This window comes from Nitrobacter sp. TKz-YC01 (assembly GCF_047824785.1).
GTDB lineage: Bacteria > Pseudomonadota > Alphaproteobacteria > Rhizobiales > Xanthobacteraceae > Nitrobacter.
Genome location: NZ_CP181167.1, coordinates 3,332,522 through 3,349,339 on the forward strand (window position 1 = coordinate 3,332,522; position 16,818 = coordinate 3,349,339).

The following is a 16,818-nucleotide window of genomic DNA, read 5'->3' on the forward strand; positions in this document are numbered from 1 at the left end:
GTTGCTGTCCCGATCGGAGCGCAGAAAGCTAGAAATGGAAATCAATGACAAGGGATTCACGCAAAGATGCCCTCACCATATTCCACCGGGTTGTTGTGCCGATGCCCACGCTGCGGCAAGGGAAAGCTCTTCGACGGATTCATGACGTTGAAACCCGAATGTAATTCGTGCGGCCTGAATTTCAGCTTCGCAAACGTCGGCGACGGGGCCACCATATTCGTCATAATGATCGCGGGCGCCGTCGTCGTCACCGCCGCCCTGCTTACTGAAGTCAAATATCAGCCGCCATATTGGGTTCACGTAGCGCTTTGGATTCCGTTGATCCTGTTCATGACGCTTTGGCCGCTGCGAGGGCTGAAGAGCCTCCTTGTATCGCTGCAGTACCACCACAAGGCATCGTAGAGCGAGGCCCATCCCCGCACCGACGAATAACTCCGGACGCAGGTCTGAAGGTTTAAGTTTGTGCGGCATCGGGTAGCCGAGCGATAGCATCGCATGATTGCGTTGCGGAAGATCAGCGACACCGCAGCGAGCAGGAGCATAAAACCGAGCACCGAGTTGACGACGCCGTGCGGGGATTCGCCGCTCAGATCCAGCTGCTATGGAACGAGCGTTAATAGGAATGGACTGCCACCGTCCGGCGGCAGTCGTGATCAAGCGATGTCTCCGGTCTCGGCTTCCAAGAACGGGAATATTCACGGCGTCGGCCGGAGACTTTCGGCATTCCGATTGCCTTTGACCGTAAAACGGGTGCGCGGAGACGAAAGCTGAATGCACAAAACCTGCTATCGGCAGCCCTTTTGCCGCCCGGTCGGAACGCAACGTCGAACGTCATGATTGCTTTCCCCTTCCGGCCCTCGGCGTCACCGCCATGCCATGGAACACGGTCATGACCTTGTAGGATGTACAGACTTGCGAGACATCCTTTCTCTTGAGCCTCGATGGCAGGAAGGATGATCGGGATGCACAAGTTTCGGCGAGATGTGGACCACAAGCTGCGGGTGCTCCAGCACGCTGACAAGATTGGCGATGTCGGAAAGGCTTGCCGGTATTTCGGCGTCGGCCGGGCCGGTTTCTACCGTTGGCGAACAGCTTATCGACAACACGGCCTGGCAGGCCTTGAGAACCGTAAGACGGCGTCAAAGAACCCTGCCAATCGTACACGCGCCTCTCGTCGGGCGTGATATCCGTCTTTAAGGCCGTATCCGCATCGAGCTCAACCTGGGTTCCGTCAGCCAGGGTGAGCGTTTCGCGCTGCCCCCCAACCGTCATATGGTCTGCCGCCCAGCGGTCAAGAAGAACGAGTCCCTGCACATAGGGCGCAAGGCCAACGACCACCGCCAGACAGGCGGCGAGGACGCGAGGAGTAACGCATGGGCCAATGAGCCAGACCGCTTCAGGACCAATCAATCCTATCCAGTTGACCTCGGGACTGAACACCTGAGCCATGTCCGAGGCTCACATGCGTGAACGGCTCCCGCAAGATCGACAGCCGGGGAGCCGGCCGGGTTATCCATTACAGGCCGGAACTGGCCTCAACCCTGATGCGCGCCGGTATGAATGATCGTTCCGACATGCTCGCCGCGTAGCGCGGCGGTGAGCCGTCCCGGCACGAGCCCATTCACGACCTGCACGCGCTCGATATGACGAGCCGTCGCCATCACCTCGATCAAAGCCGTATCGACCGGCAATGTGCCCTTGAACTTTGCAAGATCGGCGACGCTGGTCTCGCGAAGCAGTTCAGCTTTCTTTCCATCGGGACCGCTGGGGTCCGCCGTGTACACCCCGTCCACGTCCTCCACGATGGTGAGACCGGCCGCGCCAAGCGCGTCGGCGAGCAGAAACGCGCCGGTGTCGGCCCGGTGCGGAGGAATACGGGAGCCTGGAAATTCGTGATGGTGATAGGGAGGGAACGCGCTTCCCACCACCGCGCGGGCCGCCGAGAGGTGAATCGCCAACTGGCTCGCGATGGTCGGATGCTCGATATAGGAGACGCCGTCGGGGGCGAGCAGCGCCCCGAGGATATGACCATTCTGGCCCGCTTCGCTCGCGGCGAGCGGCGCAAGCGAGCCGACCGGAAGGCCGAGATCGAGGCCGACGCCGTAGACATGCCGCGCGCGGATTCCGGCGCCGGTCAGGATGAGCAGACGGTGTTCCGGCAGGAGTTTCCGGATCTCGTCCACGATCGGAAGAATCGCGTCACGGCCGCGATCCATGATGGAGCGGCCGCCGATCTTCACCACCTGCAGCCACGGCAGCAGCCGGATCGGCCGCTTGCCGGCGACGGGAGCGGTAAGTGCTCCGTCGAGCAGGGTCTGGCGCGCGAGCGGCGAAGCGACGTGCTTGATCTTGTCGTTTGTGTCGGCCATCGTGACCTCCCCTTCAGCTCGCGGTGATAATGGTGCCGACGTGCTCGCCGGCGAGCGCGCGGGTCAGGTTGCCGGGGACGAGGCCATTCACAACCTGCACCTGGCGGACATTTCGCGCCGACTCGAGCAGGTCGAGCATCCGGAATTCGAGGATGGAGTCCTGCAAGCCCTTCGCCTTCATTTCAGCCACCGATATCTTTGGAATCAAGGTGGCGCCCTTCGATGTCTTGGGATTGGCGGTGTAAAGGCCGTCTTCGTCCTTAACGAAGATCATGGCCTTGCAGCCAAACTGTTCGGCGATCAGAAAACATCCCGCATCCGTACGGTACGGGGGGATGACGCCTTCTAAGTCGGGACGCATCCACAGGCCATAAGGCGGCATACCGCTGAAGATGACGCCGTTAACTTCGGAGAGGTATAACGGTACGGCCGAGAGACCGGCTCCGTCGACCGCCGATATCCCGTGCTTGGCGAGGAGCTGCCCCAGCATTATCGCGTTCTGGCTGGCCACCGATGCCCCGAGTTGCGAGAGCACACCGGCAGGCAGGCCGAGCCCGGCCGAGATCGAGTAGAGATGCCGCGCCCTGGTCCCTGCGCCCGTGCCGATCAGCAGCTTGTGGTTCTTGCGGGCGGCGACGATCTCATCCACCAGCGGATAAACCGCCGCGCGGCCGCGGTCGATCACGCTCTGTCCGCCGATCTTGAGAACCGTCGCGTCAGGCAGAATTCGAAAATCCGCCGACGCATCCGCGGCAGCCAGAAGCTGCGCATCGGTCAGCGAACGCTGCATCAGGAGTTGCTCAAGTTCCGAGGTGGTGGCCATTGGGGCTTCCTTTCGTCATGCGGTCGACGGCCATTCTTTATGGATGCCATCGATGCCGTCCGCCGGACGGAGATCCTCCTCAGCGATACCGAAGGATCGCTCCCGCAGGCTCCGTTGACGCTGAAACACTGGTATGCCGCCGAATATAGGTCAATCCCGAAAATTACATTAATATACGTATTTTCAATGCGTTATGTAGACATCGGTGATAACGGAAACCCGGCAATCGACGCGACGTCCACACATTTCCAGATACGCCATCTATCAGCGGTGCAATCACATCGAGACGCTCGCGCGTTGACGCTCGTCGGGAGCCGCGAACAGACATTCGCGACAGGCCGATCGCGCTTATGCTTTCGGAAGCAGGTTAGCGCTGATCGATTCAGGGAGCGATGAGTCTACCCTCCTATTTGATGACTTCGCAGACCGTTAGATGACCGGGTGGGTTCATGCCGCGGTTGCACAACAAAACTTTCAGGTGTCAAAGCGTGCTCCTGCAACCCGCGAGCAGAACGATCTGCTGCCGCACAATCACAGCCACGCGCGGCCCTTTTAAAGGTGGACATATAGACCTGAGATACGATATATCTCATTGACTATAACGAATGGAGCAACGAAAGCCAGAATAGATAAAGCGGAGGAACGGTATGTCGCAATTTTCGTTGGAATTTACCCGGATGTTATCCGCAGCTCTTGATGATGCTGCCGTCCAAATCAAGTCAGATTCGTCAACCAAGGCATTCATGGCTGAACAGATTCTGAAGGCCGCAGCGAATGGCATCTATCGCCGAAAGGATCTGACCGATATCGCTGTTGAGGCAGTTCGCATGGAAGCGCTGGTGGCCTCTAGCGAGACGTCGAAGCAGAAATAGAGACTTACCCTTGCATCGTGACGCCTTGGACATATTGCTGGCATCAGAGAGATACACGCGGCAACTGCTCATCAGTCGGGAGAGTTCTAATGAACCGCGCATGCGACCATCAATACGAACGCCTTCACGGCAATGACCACATACCCTCTATGGCGGAGCGCTTCCTTACTTATGTAAAATGGTTCTGTCCGTATTTGAGCTAAAATCCGGGGAGTTGTTCGCGGTTTTGCCCGATAAACGTCGCAACGGAATATATGCTCTGTTCACACCTATATCGTGGAGACCTCTTTCTCAGCGAGAGATAATCCGACAGAATCTTATGTGAACTCTTTACCTTTCAGGCATTGGACCGCTCGCGATACCGACAAGTGCGGAGGTATCGCGAGCAACAGATGGACGTGATCCCGGTTGATCGCCCCCGCCTGGATCGACATGTCGCCGATCGCCTGGTGGTTGGAGCGTTCAAAGGCCCGCTGGAAAGAGGCGGTTGCCGCCGCCTTGGCACTACCTCTTGTGCTGCCGCCCATTGGTGTTGCCTTTCAGGCTTGCCCGACTTGTCATTCACTTGAAATGGCTGCGCGTTCTTGACATCACGACATACGATATATATCGATAGCTATATCGATAGGCTATCGGCCGGGGGCATCCTGCGTCGTACTGTTTTCGATGATCGCTGTTCTGGGTGGCTGCGCGCGTTGCTCATTGATGAGGCGCGCCTGGCATGCGCGGTCGGCTGCGCCCGTCAAGGGTTGTGAGATTCTCAGATGTTGCGGGTTTTCTTGTCTGCTGTCTTGCTTGTCGCCATTTCTCCGAATCTTGCGCAGGCGCGTACACTAATGGAGGAAGGCGGATGCAGCGAACCTGACGTATGTTCACCAACGCGGGCCGAGCGGCAGGCGCGGGAAAGGCAGGACTATGCCCCACTCGCCGCCCCGAGCTGGGCGGATACCTATGCTCAGGGTTGGACGGAAAAGCAGGTTCAGGCGCTGACGTTTCCTTACTTCAAGGCGAATACGACGAAGCCGGTGTTCTCCCTCTACGACGCACTCGGACGGCCCGAAAATCTCAAGATCGGAGGCACGTTCCGTTCCCGCATCGAAGGGATCAACAACCAGTTCCGTCCGGCGCCGTTTCCGCACAGCGACGTCTTCGCCGCATTCCGCACCAACATTTACGCGGAGTACGATACCGGCCACAAAGTGAAGATCGGCGGGGAGGTGTTCGACAGCCGCGGTTATTTGCAGAAACCAAACTCGTCTACCTCCACCACGGAGGTGAACGCCCTAGAGCTTACTCAGGCCTATCTCAACTTCGATCTCTCCGACGAAACGGGCAATGGTTCAAAAAGCAGCATCACCGCAGGCCGGTTCACGAAGGACATGGGCTCGCGTCGCCTCGTAGCGCGTAACGACTTTCGTAATACCATCAACTCATTCACTGGCGCCTCCTTCGACTGGCAGGGCGCGAACAAGGATAAGATAACCCTGTTCTGGACCATGCCGCACACTCGGTTTCCCGCCGACGCGGCGGGCATCCTCGACAATGCGATCGTGATGGATCGGGAGAACCTGGATCTGCAATTTTATGGTGGTTCCTATACCTTCGCGAACGTACTCGGCGGAACATTGGAGCTCTATGGCTATGGTTTGCGCGAGCAGGATTCCGGGACAGGCCTGCGCGCGGTGCAGACCCGGAATCGGCGCCTGTTCACCCCCGGATTCCGGCTGTGGCGGGCACCGAAACCCGGGCAGTTCGACCACGAGGTCGAGGCGATCTACCAGACGGGCCTCGCCCGGGATACGGCCGCCGTCACCGACACGCGCGACCTCAATGTGTCGGCCTACTTCTTCCATGTGCAGGCGGGCTACACCTTCAATACGAGCTGGTTGCCGCGGCTCTCGGTGCAATACGATCAAGCCAGCGGCGATAGCGCCAATCCAACCACTTTCACCCGGTTCGATACCTTGTTCGGCGCCCGGCGCTGGGAATACGGCCCAACCAGCCTTTACGGGGCGGTGCAGCGATCCAACCTGATTTCACCGGGAGTGCGTCTCGAGATCACGCCGAGCCCGATATGGGATGCCTTCATCACTTACCGCCCGCTCTTCCTGGAGAACCCCACCGATTCCTTCGGCCTCACGGGAGTCCGGGACCGTTCCGGCCGGTCCGGCATCTTCGCCGGTCAGCAGATCGAGACACGCCTGCGATACTGGCTTATCCCGAACGCCTGGCTGCTCGATACCGGGGCCGTTTACCTGATCAAAGGTAGATTCCTGCAGGACGCCCCCAACGCGCCTCCGACAGGCGATACCTTCTATGGCTATCTCCAGACGAGTTTCTTCTTCTAAAGTGAAGATCGCGCCGGCCCAACAGCAGATGCCTGTGGGTCGGCGCCAATCTGCCGTCATGCCCGGCGGCGGAATAGAAGGACGGTCGGCAGTTGTCGGGTAGAATCCCCTCGTCACCCTGTTCAATCATCGCATGACCAATCATCGCGTGACGGCAGCTAACGATACCGCACCAAAGGATCCCGCCGGTCGATCGGAGCACGGATCCTCACAATTCTCTAGAGTCTTTCACTGCTTCACGGAAACGGTGAAAGACTCCATTTTCTTTTTTGACGCGTTTTCTTTATGCGAATCGGATTCGGCTTCGCTCGAAAACCGTGATGTGATGCGTGCTCGACTCAATAAGCTGCGGTCTTGAAGCCGATAGTCCTGCCATGTCGCCGCCTGCGAACGCAAGATCGTGATCTAAGAGCCTGTTTGAGAAAGGCACGACAGCCTGATTGGAGATGGCGCCGTCGCAGGACGGCGGCTCATTCTCTGCGAATTTTGGCGCAGCCAGCGCTTCGCCGCCACATCGATTGATGTGCTTGGGTGAATTCTCAAACAGGCTCTTAGCGGTTCTGGCCCGAAGAAAACCGCAGCCAGTGCCTGCCCTGGCAAACCTTCGACAATTTATTCGAACGTGCCATCGAATCCCTTACAATACCTGGACGAGAATCTTGACGCCTTATCGCAGTGGTGATGCCATCCAAGAGCGATACCCACTTCATCAGTTTATGGCGATGATAACGTGTGCTGCATCGAAAATGGCGAATGCGGGCTTTCCCGGAGAGAGGCGAAGCGATTTGGCACTTTGCGCGGTAATGCTTGATGCAAGCGTCTTAGCGGCGCCGATATCGAGAACGACCTCGGCGCTTACAGCGGACGTTTCGCACCGGCTGATGATTCCACTGATGCAATTGCGGGCGGAGGTCTTCGGCGCCGCCTTACCTGTAGCAATAGCAACGAATGGCGCCTTGATCAGCAGAGTCACCGACCGGCCCGAGTATAGTCCCAACTCTTCCATGCTGGTGTGCGTGACAAGCGAATAGATCGTTGTTTGAGGCGAGACCGAAACTTCGATTTCGGCACTCAGCATATCGGACACGATATTGACGATGCTGCCGCGGATCGCGTTGCGTGCGCTGGTCTTCATAAGAAATCCTGAGACAAGATCCAGTGGAGAAACACCGGCCTCGGCAAGCTCGGGTTCGATCGTTCGCAAGACTCGGACCATCTCCGCTTCCATTCTTCTGAACGCCTCGATGACAGAGTGACCGGTCGCCGTCAGCGTCGCTCCGCCGCCGGCGCGGCCGCCAGCGCGCCCGACGAGCAACGGCTTGCCGAAAAGATTGGCCATCGCATCGAGACCGTCCCATGCCGCTTTGTAAGTGATACCGACCGCCCGTGCCCCAGCTGAAATGCTGCCCTCACGGGCAACCGCCTCGAGCAGCCTCAACCGCTCACGCCCGACCGCGGGAACGTTCTCACCCTTCAAGGTGACCAGCGCTTCAATCGCCATTCACGTCCACCCCGCGCTATATATATATATAGCAAACGTCACACCGCAGCGGAAGCCGAATTTGGAGCGATGAAGCCGTTGCCCGACATGGCCGGAATGCACCTACGGCCAAAATATGCCGGTACCTTCAGTACGTAACTCAGTTCCATGGCAGGCGGACGCTTAGAGCCTGTTTGAAAATTGTGCTGAGCCGTGATTCCGATGTCGCTGCGAATATGATTCACACTGGGGATGTGGACACGCAAGCGGCGAGGCCGGACAGCCAAGATCGCCCGAAAGACCAGGCGCTACCCATCTGACCTGACGGACGAGGAATGGGAGCGGATCGCGCCGCTGATGCCGAAGCCCGGACGCAGGGGTCGGCCACGGGAGATCGAATTTCGCGAAGTGATCAACGCGGTACGGTATCTGGTGCGCTCGGGCTGCGGCTGGCGGATGCTGCCCGTGGATTTCGGCCATTGGCGGCGGCCTCATCCGCAGAAACGCTCATCCTTGATTTCCCAAACTGGCTCTTAGACGTCGGACCCAGCAGACGTCGCCAACCGCGCTACGGCGGCCGCACCGACGAATGCGCCGCCCGCAAGGCAGAAGATTTGCCGCCAGACCGGCGACGGCACGGCCTCGGCGGTCACGCCATGCACGAGCGCATATCCCGCTACGGCGGCGGGTGCGGCGAATATGAGCGCCAATGCAATCCGCAGGATCGGAGCGCGCAATATGGCAAACAGAAGGGTGAGAATGCCGAACGATGCCACGCCAGCGACAACGCCGACGATTCCCGCGCCGAGCCAACCGGCTCCGGTGCCATAGGCGAAGCGCGTCGCCGCGAGTGCCAGCATGAACGGCAGCCTGCCGCAACCGGGGACTGTTAAAGCAAGCGCGCAACCGCCCGCAAACGCCGACGCCGTGACCATGAAAGCACGTGCCGACAACCAGTCGCCGCCTCAGCCGAAATCTCCGCGTTAATTTGGAACACAACCGTTTCCGGAAACGGTCAGCCTTAGCCTTGTTGCTGCAGAAGGATCACAACAAGCAGACCGAACGCGAGAAACGGACCAAACGGCAGCGCCGTTAGCCGCGTTACCGGCCGCTTCGAAAGCTGCATGAGTCCGGCTGCCGCGAGCGCGGTGACCGAAGCGATCAGAAGCTGAATCGGTACACCAACAACGCCGATCCAAACGGCAGAAGCTGCAAGCAACTTAACGTCGCCGAGTCCAAGCCCCTGAAATTTTCGCCACTTGAAATAGAGCCAACGCAACAGCCAGACCATCGCGCCGATGACAACGCCATCGCAAAGCGCCGCGACCGCCGATACCAAACCGGCGAGCGCTGCAATCCGCACCACACCGGTCGCAGCAACCAGCAGATTGAGCCAGTCGGGAATGATGCCGTCGCGCAGGTCAATCCATGCGAGCCGGACGCACGCAAGACCCAGCAGGATCAGAGATACCGTCGCAATCATATGGATACGGAGCCAACGAGACCTCCCCCTGGCAACCTTTCTCGCCCAACGGATCTGGCAAACTGCGTTACTTCTTCTTCCCGTAACTGACGACAAAGGCGACATTCATCTCGCTTGGCGGCGGCTCGAAAGGGGCGCTGGCGCGGACGGTTGCGAGCGCGCTGGCATCGAGCTTCGGCTGGCCGCTGCTTTCCACGACCGCCAACGAGCCAGGCTTGATCTGCCCGCTAGGACCAAGAGTGAAGGACACCCTCGCATTGCCATGCAGACCGGCTTTGCGGCCTTCATCTGGATAGACCAGATGGGCCTGGACCTTCTTGGTCAGGCGCTTGACGTACTTGCGGAGGCGATCCGCCTCGAGATCCCGCTCGGCCTTAATGATCTGCGCCTTCTGCTGTTCGTCGGGATCTTGCACCTGTTGCACCTGCGGAGGAGGCGGTGGTTGCGGCGCGGAGACCTGCGGTTTTGGCTCCGGCGCGTCGGCGCCATCATTCTCCTGCGGCTCAGGCGGTGGCGCCTGTTGCGGTGGCGGCGGTGGCGGCGTCTGTTGCGGCGGCGGCGGTTGTTGCTCCGGCGGCGGCTGGTCAGGCGGTGCTTGCGCCACTTTTTCCTGAACCTGCGTATCGGAGATCTCGCCCTCCAACTCCACGACGAGCACCTCGGAGTCGTCGGGCGGCGGCGTCAAATTGTTCACGATAAACGGCAGCGCCACCGCCGAATGCAGCGCCAGCGAAGCCGCCATGCCGTGCCAGATCGTGAACTTCAGCGCACTGTTCATGATCTCTCTCGCGGCGCACGATGAGGAACGCTCCCATGACCTTCGCTGATCATGTCACTTTGCCGCGTTCTGGGTCTGCACCGCGACCTGAGGTGGTGCCGGTTTCTGAGACAGGGGCATAAGGTGGATCGCCCGATGAAAAGGACGATCCGGTATGAAGACACGCAGACGATTTACGGCTGAGTTCAAGGCCAAGGTTGCGCTTGAGGCGATCCGTGGCGAGCGGACGATTTCGGAACTGGCGACAAAGCACCAGCTTCATCCGAACCAGATTACGCAGTGGAAACGGCAGGCCATCGAGAACCTGGCCAAGACGTTCGACGACAAGGCTGCTGATGCGCAGGTCGGCCGGGAAGCCGAGGTGACCAAGCTGCACGCCAAGATTGGCCAGCTTGTCGTTGAGCGGGATTTTTTGGCCAAGGCCTTCGATCGCTGAGCCTGGATCGGAGGAGAATGATGATTGACCCCGATCACAACCGGCTCTCGATCCGCCGCCAGTGCGAACTGGTCTCGATCTCGCGGGCGTCGTTCTACCGACAGCCCGCCGGCGAGACGCCCGAGAACCTCGAACTGATGCGCACCATCGACGAGGCCTTCATGGAGACGCCCTGGTATGGCTCCCGGCAGATGGCCCGGCATCTGCGGCGTCAGGGCTGGTGCGTGGGTCGCAAGCGGGTCCGGCGGCTGATGCGCAAGATCGGTCTGTCGCCGATCTACCAGGCGCCGAGAACCAGCGAGCCGCATCCGCAGCATCGCATCTATCCCTACCTGCTGCGGCACCTGGCGATCGAGCGGCCGGATCACGTTTGGTGTGCCGATGTGACCTATATCCCGATGCGGCGCGGCTTCCTTTACCTCGTGGCCATCATGGACTGGTTCAGCCGCAAGGTCCTGGCCTGGCGGTTGTCGAACACGATGGATGCCGACTTCTGTGTTGCCGCTCTCGAAGAGGCGATCGCCTGCCATGGCAGGCCCGACATCTTCAACACCGACCAAGGCTCGCAGTTCACTAGCTTCGCCTTCACGACGACGCTGAAGGATGCCGGCATCCGCATCTCCATGGACGGGCGCGGCCGCTGGATGGACAACGTCTTCATCGAACGACTGTGGCGCAGCCTCAAATATGAGTGCGTCTTCCTCAGCACATTCGAAACGGGAAGCCAAGCCCGCTGCGGCATCGGCTCCTGGATAGACTATTACAACCGGCGACGCCCGCACTCGACCTTCGCCGGCAGGACGCCCGACGAAGTCCATGCTATGGCGGAAATGACGGAGCAATTGGCGGCGTAGAAACGAACCCGATCCACCTTAGCCAGGCCGCCAAACTGTCTCACCAAGCGGGTCCACCTCAGACCGAAAGAGCCCATATGTACGTTTTCAACGATCAAACGGCAGCATTCGAATTTCAGAAGGAAAAGGCCGGCCGTTGTTGTTCATGGCTCGAACTTGACGGTCCAGCATTGAACCTCCACCGCAATCTCACCGCTTCGTTACCAATCCCCCGAAGAAGAGGAGCTTAAGACCATCGGCCTACGGCGGATGAAAACTTCTCTGCCATATTGAAGCATATATATGTTTCAATATGAAGTCTGCGTGCTTGTTCCTGTAGCATTACGACTTTCGGCTCAACTCTTCCCCTTCGTCTTTTTAAGCCATCGATACGAGGTGACAATGTGCTTGCATCAAATATCCGAAACGGCGACGGCTAAGCTGCGACCACCCAAAAACAATGCTCGCGTCCACTCCAAGAAGCAGATCGACTAAATCGTAAGCAGCATTCGGCACTTCGGATGGACCTACCCAATTATTGTCGACGAACGCGGAGCCATATTGTGCGGCGTCGGTCGGTGGCTCGCCGCACAGAAAATGGCGCTGTCAAAGGCCCCGATGATGGTGCTGAGTCATCTCAACGACATCGAAAAAGACACATTGGTTATCACAGACAACAAACTCGCCGCGAATTCCGCTTGGGATCGCAAGATTTTGGCTACCGAGCTAGCCAAGTTAAACGTAGAACTGCCGACGCTCAATCTCTCCCTCGAGATGACCGGCTTTGACGCTGCCGAAGTCGATTCGCTCCTGAACCTTCATATCGATCCGGAGCAAGATTCGGTCGATACCGTGCCGAGGCTGCAAAAACATCCGATCAGTCAGAACGGAGACGTCTGGAGACTGCACGATCACTCGATTGCATGCGACGACGCCTACAGCGAGATGGCCCTTCGAAGACTAATATCAAGACTCGCTGATCAAAACCGGTAAGCCCAATCACGCATTCCGATGCACATAATGCGCCAAGGTTGATCGATTAGCCTGTTCCAGGCGAAGCAGCAGTGATCGACGATATCTTCGTAGGACTTGAACACGCGGTTCGATAGCCAGTTGTCGCGTATGAACTGCCAGAGGTTTTCCTGCGGATTAAGTTCCGGGCATTTCGCTGGCAGCGGCAGGATCGTGATGTTGGATGGAACGATCAACCGGCTCGACAGGTGCCAGCCGGCCTGGTCGAGCAGCAGAATGACATGCTTGCTTGGCGCGACCTCGGTCGCGATTTCGGCCAGATGCAAGTTCATCGCCTCGGTGTTGCATGCGGGCAGGACGAGGGCGGCGCCCTTGCCGTCCTTCGGGCAGATCGTACCGAAGATGTAAGTGGAAGCGGTTCGCTGGTCGCGTGGCGCCGAAGGCCGCGTTCCGCGCAGCGCCCGGCGACGCGTGATCTTGTTCTTCTGGTCGATGCGCGCCTCGTCGCCAAACCATATTTCTGTATCGGCTGGATCGACGCTCTTGTCCTTGGCAATTTCTGCCACTCGGGCGGGGAAAGTTTTTTAAAATTCTCGATCGCGCCCTTGGCTTGCGCATGATGACGCGGACGAGCGGAGAGTTTGCGATAGCCCATGCCTCGCAGCTCCCGGCTCAGAGTCTGCTTGGAGACGGTGATCATGAACTCCTCATACAGCCACTGGCAGAGATCGATGATGCGCCAACGGACAACGCCGTGAATGGCAGGGATCGGCCCGCTTTCGATCACAGCAGCCAACGCCTGACGATGCTCGTCCGCGAGCCGAGACGGCTGACCGGGCGCCTTGCGATCAAAAAGCCCGTCCGGGCCGAGGGCGTTGAACTTCATCACCCAATCGCGAACAATTTGCACGCCAACTCCGCCGATCCTGGCTGCTTCCGTCCGCGTCGCACCGTCGTAGATTGCGGCCAGAGCCAGAAGTCGCCGCGCCTGCGGCCCGTCTTTCAACCGCCTGGCAGCGGACCGTGTCGTCTATGCGTTGAAATCAGCTCGCAGTGGCAGGGGCGACATGGCGAACCTCCCTCGTTCGCCATCTTGAATCAGCCCGCCGCTGATTCGAAAAGCCATACAGAGTCACGCTCTCCGAGATTTGGTATTAGCCAGCGTATCCGCAAGCGGATCGAGGAAGCCTTCGGCTGGGTCAAGACGGTCGCCGGACAAGAGAAGACCAAATATCGAGGGCGCGAGCGCGTCGGCTGGGCCTTCGCCTTCGCGGTCACCGCCTACAGTCTGACGCGGCTGCGGAATCTCATGGCGGCGCCCGTATGAGAGCGTCGATGAACTGCAAACTCGTCGGTCGTTGGCGGATCGTCGAGGCCGACATCTGGGATCGCCAGTATCTCGACCTCTGCGGCCTGGCGACGCTCATCATTCGAGCGAACGGGCACGGCGAAATCGCTTTCGGCGCGCTGCAAGCCGGGCTGGACGTCGAATATAGCCGAGCTTCAGTCGGATTCACCTGGAAAGGCTTCGACGAAATGGACGAAGTCTCCGGCGACGGATCAGCCGAATTACTCGACGACGGCTCGATCGAGATTGAATTTGCCTATCACAACGGTAACGAAGCCGTTCTCAAAGCCAAGCGGGATACTTCTTCAACAGCCTGCTAGCAGTCAAAACACGCTGTTTCCCCTGATACGCCTGCATCTACGGTAGGAAAAACAAAGTTGTTGATGATTAGGTTTCCGATTGACTTCGCACTAATTTAGGATCAGGACCCATTAATTTCTTGCGGAGAGGTGTTTGGACTGATTCATTAGCGTTGCTGGGAGACGCGCGATGTCCGATTTGTTTCTGCTCACCGAAGCGCAGATGCGCCGGATCGAGCCGTATTTTCCATTGTCGCACGGAGTTGCGAGGGTTGATGACCGGCGGGTGATCAGCGGCATCATTTTTGTCATCAGGAACGGGCTGCGCTGGCGCGATGCGCCGCGTGAGTATGGTCCGCACAAGACCGTCTACAATCGTTTTGTGCGCTGGAGCCGTCTTGGTGTGTTCAACAAGATATTTGCCGAACTGGCTCGTAAGGGTGGCGCTCCGAAGCGGTTAATGATCGACGCCACCCATCTGAAGGCGCATCGCACCGCTGCAAGCCTTTTAAAAAAGGGCCTGTTCCCCGACGTATCGGGCGCACGAAGGGCGGTCTGAACTCAAAGCTGCACGCCGTCTGCGATGGTCAGGGACGCCCTGTCATCATGCTGCTTAGCGAAGGCCAGATGAGCGATTATAAAGGGGCCGCGTTGATGATCGATGCGATGCCGCCCGCCAAGCAGTTGCTCGGCGACAAGGGCTATCACGCCAACTGGTTCCGCCAGGCGCTCGCGGCCCGCGGCATCACGGCCTGCATCCCATCCAAGTCCAACCGCGCAAAGCCGATCGAACATGACCGTATTCTCTATCGCCAACGGCACAAAATCGAAAATGCGTTCGGCAGGCTCAAGGACTGGCGGCGCATCCACACCCGCTACGATCGATGCGCTCACACATTCTTCTCCGCTATCTGCATCGCAGCAACCGTCATCTTCTGGATCTGATCAATGAGTCCTGAACCTAGTTGTTTAGTCCCAAGCTTTGATGGAGCATCCTTATCGCACGATTCGAAGGAAGCGCTATGGGACAAGTTTTACACGGCTGCGCCACGACGACGGAGGCAGTCCGTCGAGCAATACAAAATAGTCAAGAGAGCCTAAGAGGTCTCGCCAAGCGCTACGGGATCAACCAGAAGACGGTCGCGAAGTGGAAGCAGCGCGAGACCGTCACCGATCTTCCGACTGGCCCCAAGGAAGCCAAGTCGACTGTCCTTTCCATTGAAGATGAGGCGATCATCGTTGCTTTCCGGCGGCACACGCTGCTGCCCGAAGCAGCCGTTTGGCTTCCAGCATCGGACGTTAGGCAGTTCAGTCACTCAGTGAGCCTCGACGATCTCGCCGTCTTCCTTGACGAAGCGGCCTATGTGCGGGTTCGGGAGAAGATCGAGGACGACTTCGGAAGGACGACAGAGCGCCACTCCCTTGTCCGTCACGACGATCGGCCGATTGATGAGGATGGGGTGCGCCAGCATTTGGTCGATCAGTTCGTCGTCGTTCCACGTAGAGCGGTCCAACCCCAAGTCGCGGTATGGCGTTCCCTTCTTCCGGAGCAGATTCCTCGGCGACATCGCCATGGCCACGAGCAGTTCCATGAGCTTGGTCCGCGACGGCGGGTTCTTCACGTATTCTATGATCTCCGGCTCTTCACCGCTCTGTCGGATCATCGCCAGTGTGTTGCGGGACGTGTCACAGTCGGGGTTGTGGTAGATCGTGATCGTCATCCGTTCACCTTCAACACATCGGCAGCGGGTTGATTGGCTCCCGCCTCATACCAGCCGCGAGAAGCCTTCACGATCTTGACGACCGAAAGCATCACCGGCACCTCGACGAGGACGCCTACCACCGTCGCCAGAGCAGCCCCCGAGTTCAGGCCGAAGATGCTTATGGCTGCAGCAACCGCCAGTTCGAAGAAGTTGCTCGCACCGATCAGGGCCGCCGGGCCTGCGACACACCAAGCCACACCAAGGTGGCGGCTCAGCACATAGGCCAGACCGGCGTTCAGGTAGACCTGAATGAGGATCGGAACAGCAAGGATCGCAATCACGAGGGGCTGCGCCAGAAGTTGCTCGCCTTGGAAGCCGAAGAGCAGCACCAGTATCGCCAGCAGAGCCATCAGGGAGAACGGCTGAAGGTGACCGAGGGTCCGACCGAGCGCGTCACCACCCCGAGCTATGAGCGACCGACGCCAGACCTGCGCAAGGATTACGGGCACCACGATGTAGAGTAGCACAGACAAGGCCAGCGTCGCCCATGGCACCGAGATGGACGCCACCCCGAGGAGCAGGCCGACTAGCGGAGCGAATAGGACCACCATCAGCAGATCATTCAATGCGACTTGACCCAGCGTGTAGTGAGGTTCGCCGTCCACAAGGTTGGACCAGACGAACACCATCGCCGTGCATGGCGCGGCAGCGAGTAGGATCAGCCCTGCAATGTAGGACGGGACTTGCTCCGATGGCAGCATGGGCGCGAAGACATGGCCGATGAAGATTGTGCCCAGCAACGCCATAGAGAACGGCTTCACGGCCCAGTTCACGAAGAGCGTCACGCCGACCCCTCGCGCATGCTCAACCACCCTTCCAAGTGCGTTGAAGTCGATCTTTAGCAGCATAGGAATGATCATCAGCCAGATCAGCACCGCCACCGGCAGGTTAACCTTCGCCACCTCCCAACCCGAGATCGCGGCGAATGTGCCTGGCATCAGGTGCCCGAGGGCAACGCCGACGACGATACAAAGTCCGACCCAGACCGTCAGGAATCGCTCGAAGATGGACATC

17 protein-coding genes and 5 pseudogenes are annotated in these 16,818 nt (G+C 59.0%); 12 read left to right on the plus strand and 10 right to left on the minus strand.

Going from position 1 to position 16,818, the window contains the following annotated elements; all coding sequences use genetic code 11:
• The first annotated feature begins 66 nt into the window (after positions 1-66).
• Both ACMYR2_RS15900 and ACMYR2_RS15905 read left to right on the plus strand, forming a co-directional pair.
• Entirely contained in the window at positions 67-402 is a 336-nt protein-coding gene (locus ACMYR2_RS15900; RefSeq protein WP_347264567.1) for a DUF983 domain-containing protein, read from the plus strand.
• A gap of 560 nt (positions 403-962) precedes the next feature.
• Positions 963-1,184 (plus strand): helix-turn-helix domain-containing protein, encoded by a 222-nt coding sequence (locus tag ACMYR2_RS15905; RefSeq protein ID WP_416193284.1) that lies wholly within the window; start codon positions 963-965, stop codon positions 1,182-1,184.
• A gap of 351 nt (positions 1,185-1,535) precedes the next feature.
• Here ACMYR2_RS15905 and ACMYR2_RS15910 read toward each other — a convergent pair whose 3' ends face one another.
• Positions 1,536-2,369 (minus strand): molybdenum storage protein subunit alpha, encoded by an 834-nt coding sequence (locus ACMYR2_RS15910; protein WP_347264565.1) that lies wholly within the window; start codon positions 2,367-2,369, stop codon positions 1,536-1,538.
• A 13-nt stretch (positions 2,370-2,382) separates the two neighbouring features.
• The gene (locus ACMYR2_RS15915; protein WP_347264564.1) at positions 2,383-3,192 is read right to left on the minus strand and encodes a uridine kinase; all 810 of its coding nucleotides are present in this window, start codon (positions 3,190-3,192) and stop codon (positions 2,383-2,385) included.
• Between the two features lie 647 nt (positions 3,193-3,839).
• On the opposite strand from ACMYR2_RS15915, the gene ACMYR2_RS15920 reads away from it, so the two are divergent.
• Positions 3,840-4,064: a hypothetical protein gene (locus ACMYR2_RS15920; protein WP_347264563.1), complete on the plus strand. Its 225-nt coding sequence runs from the start codon at positions 3,840-3,842 to the stop codon at positions 4,062-4,064.
• Between the two features lie 317 nt (positions 4,065-4,381).
• Here ACMYR2_RS15920 and ACMYR2_RS15925 read toward each other — a convergent pair whose 3' ends face one another.
• Entirely contained in the window at positions 4,382-4,498 is a 117-nt protein-coding gene (locus ACMYR2_RS15925) for a transposase (protein ID WP_347264562.1), read from the minus strand.
• A 1-nt stretch (position 4,499) separates the two neighbouring features.
• On the opposite strand from ACMYR2_RS15925, the pseudogene ACMYR2_RS15930 reads away from it, so the two are divergent.
• Together ACMYR2_RS15930 and ACMYR2_RS15935 are read left to right on the plus strand one after the other, a co-directional pair.
• Positions 4,500-4,604, plus strand: a pseudogene (locus ACMYR2_RS15930) (molybdate ABC transporter permease subunit); the annotation flags it as partial.
• Between the two features lie 224 nt (positions 4,605-4,828).
• Entirely contained in the window at positions 4,829-6,412 is a 1,584-nt protein-coding gene (locus ACMYR2_RS15935; RefSeq protein ID WP_416193285.1) for an alginate export family protein, read from the plus strand.
• Between the two features lie 709 nt (positions 6,413-7,121).
• On the opposite strand, the gene ACMYR2_RS15940 is transcribed toward ACMYR2_RS15935, so the two are convergent.
• A complete protein-coding gene (locus tag ACMYR2_RS15940) occupies positions 7,122-7,913 on the minus strand; it encodes a TOBE domain-containing protein (RefSeq protein ID WP_416193286.1) in 792 nt (263 codons plus the stop codon).
• Between the two features lie 231 nt (positions 7,914-8,144).
• On the opposite strand from ACMYR2_RS15940, the pseudogene ACMYR2_RS15945 reads away from it, so the two are divergent.
• Positions 8,145-8,378 (plus strand): annotated as a pseudogene (locus ACMYR2_RS15945) (transposase); the annotation flags it as partial.
• Between the two features lie 47 nt (positions 8,379-8,425).
• Here ACMYR2_RS15945 and ACMYR2_RS15950 read toward each other — a convergent pair.
• The 3 genes from ACMYR2_RS15950 to ACMYR2_RS15960 all read right to left on the minus strand — a co-directional run bounded on the left by ACMYR2_RS15950 (position 8,426) and on the right by ACMYR2_RS15960 (position 10,153).
• Entirely contained in the window at positions 8,426-8,827 is a 402-nt protein-coding gene (locus ACMYR2_RS15950; protein WP_416194115.1) for a hypothetical protein, read from the minus strand.
• 86 nt (positions 8,828-8,913) lie between these two features.
• Positions 8,914-9,480: a prepilin peptidase gene (locus ACMYR2_RS15955; protein ID WP_416193287.1), complete on the minus strand. Its 567-nt coding sequence runs from the start codon at positions 9,478-9,480 to the stop codon at positions 8,914-8,916.
• Positions 9,443-10,153: an energy transducer TonB gene (locus ACMYR2_RS15960; RefSeq protein ID WP_416193288.1), complete on the minus strand. Its 711-nt coding sequence runs from the start codon at positions 10,151-10,153 to the stop codon at positions 9,443-9,445. The genes ACMYR2_RS15955 and ACMYR2_RS15960 overlap by 38 nt, the downstream gene beginning before the upstream one ends.
• 154 nt (positions 10,154-10,307) lie before the next feature.
• Here ACMYR2_RS15960 and ACMYR2_RS15965 point away from each other — a divergent pair.
• Positions 10,308-11,443, plus strand: a protein-coding gene (locus ACMYR2_RS15965) for an IS3 family transposase (protein ID WP_416192834.1) whose coding sequence is annotated in 2 segments (ribosomal slippage) — positions 10,308-10,578 and positions 10,578-11,443 — 1,137 coding nt in all. Because the reading frame shifts where the segments join, the coding sequence is not laid out codon by codon here.
• 537 nt (positions 11,444-11,980) lie between these two features.
• The gene (locus tag ACMYR2_RS15970; protein WP_416194116.1) at positions 11,981-12,415 is read left to right on the plus strand and encodes a hypothetical protein; all 435 of its coding nucleotides are present in this window, start codon (positions 11,981-11,983) and stop codon (positions 12,413-12,415) included.
• Here the strand turns inward: ACMYR2_RS15970 and ACMYR2_RS15975 are convergent.
• Positions 12,403-13,463 (minus strand): annotated as a pseudogene (locus ACMYR2_RS15975) (IS630 family transposase). The gene ACMYR2_RS15970 and the pseudogene ACMYR2_RS15975 overlap by 13 nt on opposite strands.
• Before the next feature lie 84 nt (positions 13,464-13,547).
• Between ACMYR2_RS15975 and ACMYR2_RS15980 the strand changes: the two are divergent.
• The 4 genes and pseudogenes from ACMYR2_RS15980 to ACMYR2_RS15995 all read left to right on the plus strand — a co-directional run.
• A pseudogene (locus ACMYR2_RS15980) lies at positions 13,548-13,721 on the plus strand (transposase); the annotation flags it as partial.
• Positions 13,722-13,729: 8 nt separating this feature from the next.
• Entirely contained in the window at positions 13,730-14,062 is a 333-nt protein-coding gene (locus ACMYR2_RS15985; RefSeq protein ID WP_416193289.1) for a hypothetical protein, read from the plus strand.
• A gap of 169 nt (positions 14,063-14,231) precedes the next feature.
• Positions 14,232-14,986, plus strand: a protein-coding gene (locus ACMYR2_RS15990) for an IS5 family transposase (protein WP_416193290.1) whose coding sequence is annotated in 2 segments (ribosomal slippage) — positions 14,232-14,565 and positions 14,565-14,986 — 756 coding nt in all. Because the reading frame shifts where the segments join, the coding sequence is not laid out codon by codon here.
• Between the two features lie 77 nt (positions 14,987-15,063).
• A pseudogene (locus tag ACMYR2_RS15995) lies at positions 15,064-15,309 on the plus strand (IS481 family transposase); the annotation flags it as partial.
• A gap of 48 nt (positions 15,310-15,357) precedes the next feature.
• Here ACMYR2_RS15995 and arsC read toward each other — a convergent pair.
• Positions 15,358-15,762, minus strand: a complete 405-nt coding sequence (gene arsC, locus ACMYR2_RS16000) for an arsenate reductase (glutaredoxin) (protein ID WP_347265387.1) — start codon at positions 15,760-15,762, stop codon at positions 15,358-15,360.
• On the minus strand, positions 15,759-16,817 hold the full coding sequence (gene arsB / locus ACMYR2_RS16005) for an ACR3 family arsenite efflux transporter (RefSeq protein ID WP_347265388.1): 1,059 nt from the start codon (positions 16,815-16,817) through the stop codon (positions 15,759-15,761). Before arsB ends, arsC begins: the two co-directional genes overlap by 4 nt.
• Position 16,818: the final 1 nt, after the last annotated feature.

Bases quoted from the DNA above. Each gene is read 5' to 3' on its own strand.
- ACMYR2_RS15940 (WP_416193286.1), bottom strand. From the start codon at position 7,913: ATGGCGATTGAAGCGCTGGTCACCTTGAAGGGTGAGAACGTTCCCGCG.
- ACMYR2_RS15955 (WP_416193287.1), bottom strand. From the start codon at position 9,480: ATGTCGCCTTTGTCGTCAGTTACGGGAAGAAGAAGTAACGCAGTTTGC.
- ACMYR2_RS15910 (WP_347264565.1), bottom strand. From the start codon at position 2,369: ATGGCCGACACAAACGACAAGATCAAGCACGTCGCTTCGCCGCTCGCG.
- ACMYR2_RS15915 (WP_347264564.1), bottom strand. From the start codon at position 3,192: ATGGCCACCACCTCGGAACTTGAGCAACTCCTGATGCAGCGTTCGCTG.
- ACMYR2_RS15950 (WP_416194115.1), bottom strand. From the start codon at position 8,827: ATGGTCACGGCGTCGGCGTTTGCGGGCGGTTGCGCGCTTGCTTTAACA.
- ACMYR2_RS15935 (WP_416193285.1), top strand. From the start codon at position 4,829: ATGTTGCGGGTTTTCTTGTCTGCTGTCTTGCTTGTCGCCATTTCTCCG.
- arsB (WP_347265388.1), bottom strand. From the start codon at position 16,817: ATGTCCATCTTCGAGCGATTCCTGACGGTCTGGGTCGGACTTTGTATC.
- ACMYR2_RS15960 (WP_416193288.1), bottom strand. From the start codon at position 10,153: ATGAACAGTGCGCTGAAGTTCACGATCTGGCACGGCATGGCGGCTTCG.
- ACMYR2_RS15920 (WP_347264563.1), top strand. From the start codon at position 3,840: ATGTCGCAATTTTCGTTGGAATTTACCCGGATGTTATCCGCAGCTCTT.
- ACMYR2_RS15905 (WP_416193284.1), top strand. From the start codon at position 963: ATGCACAAGTTTCGGCGAGATGTGGACCACAAGCTGCGGGTGCTCCAG.
- ACMYR2_RS15985 (WP_416193289.1), top strand. From the start codon at position 13,730: ATGAACTGCAAACTCGTCGGTCGTTGGCGGATCGTCGAGGCCGACATC.
- ACMYR2_RS15900 (WP_347264567.1), top strand. From the start codon at position 67: ATGCCCTCACCATATTCCACCGGGTTGTTGTGCCGATGCCCACGCTGC.
- ACMYR2_RS15925 (WP_347264562.1), bottom strand. From the start codon at position 4,498: ATGTCGATCCAGGCGGGGGCGATCAACCGGGATCACGTCCATCTGTTG.
- arsC (WP_347265387.1), bottom strand. From the start codon at position 15,762: ATGACGATCACGATCTACCACAACCCCGACTGTGACACGTCCCGCAAC.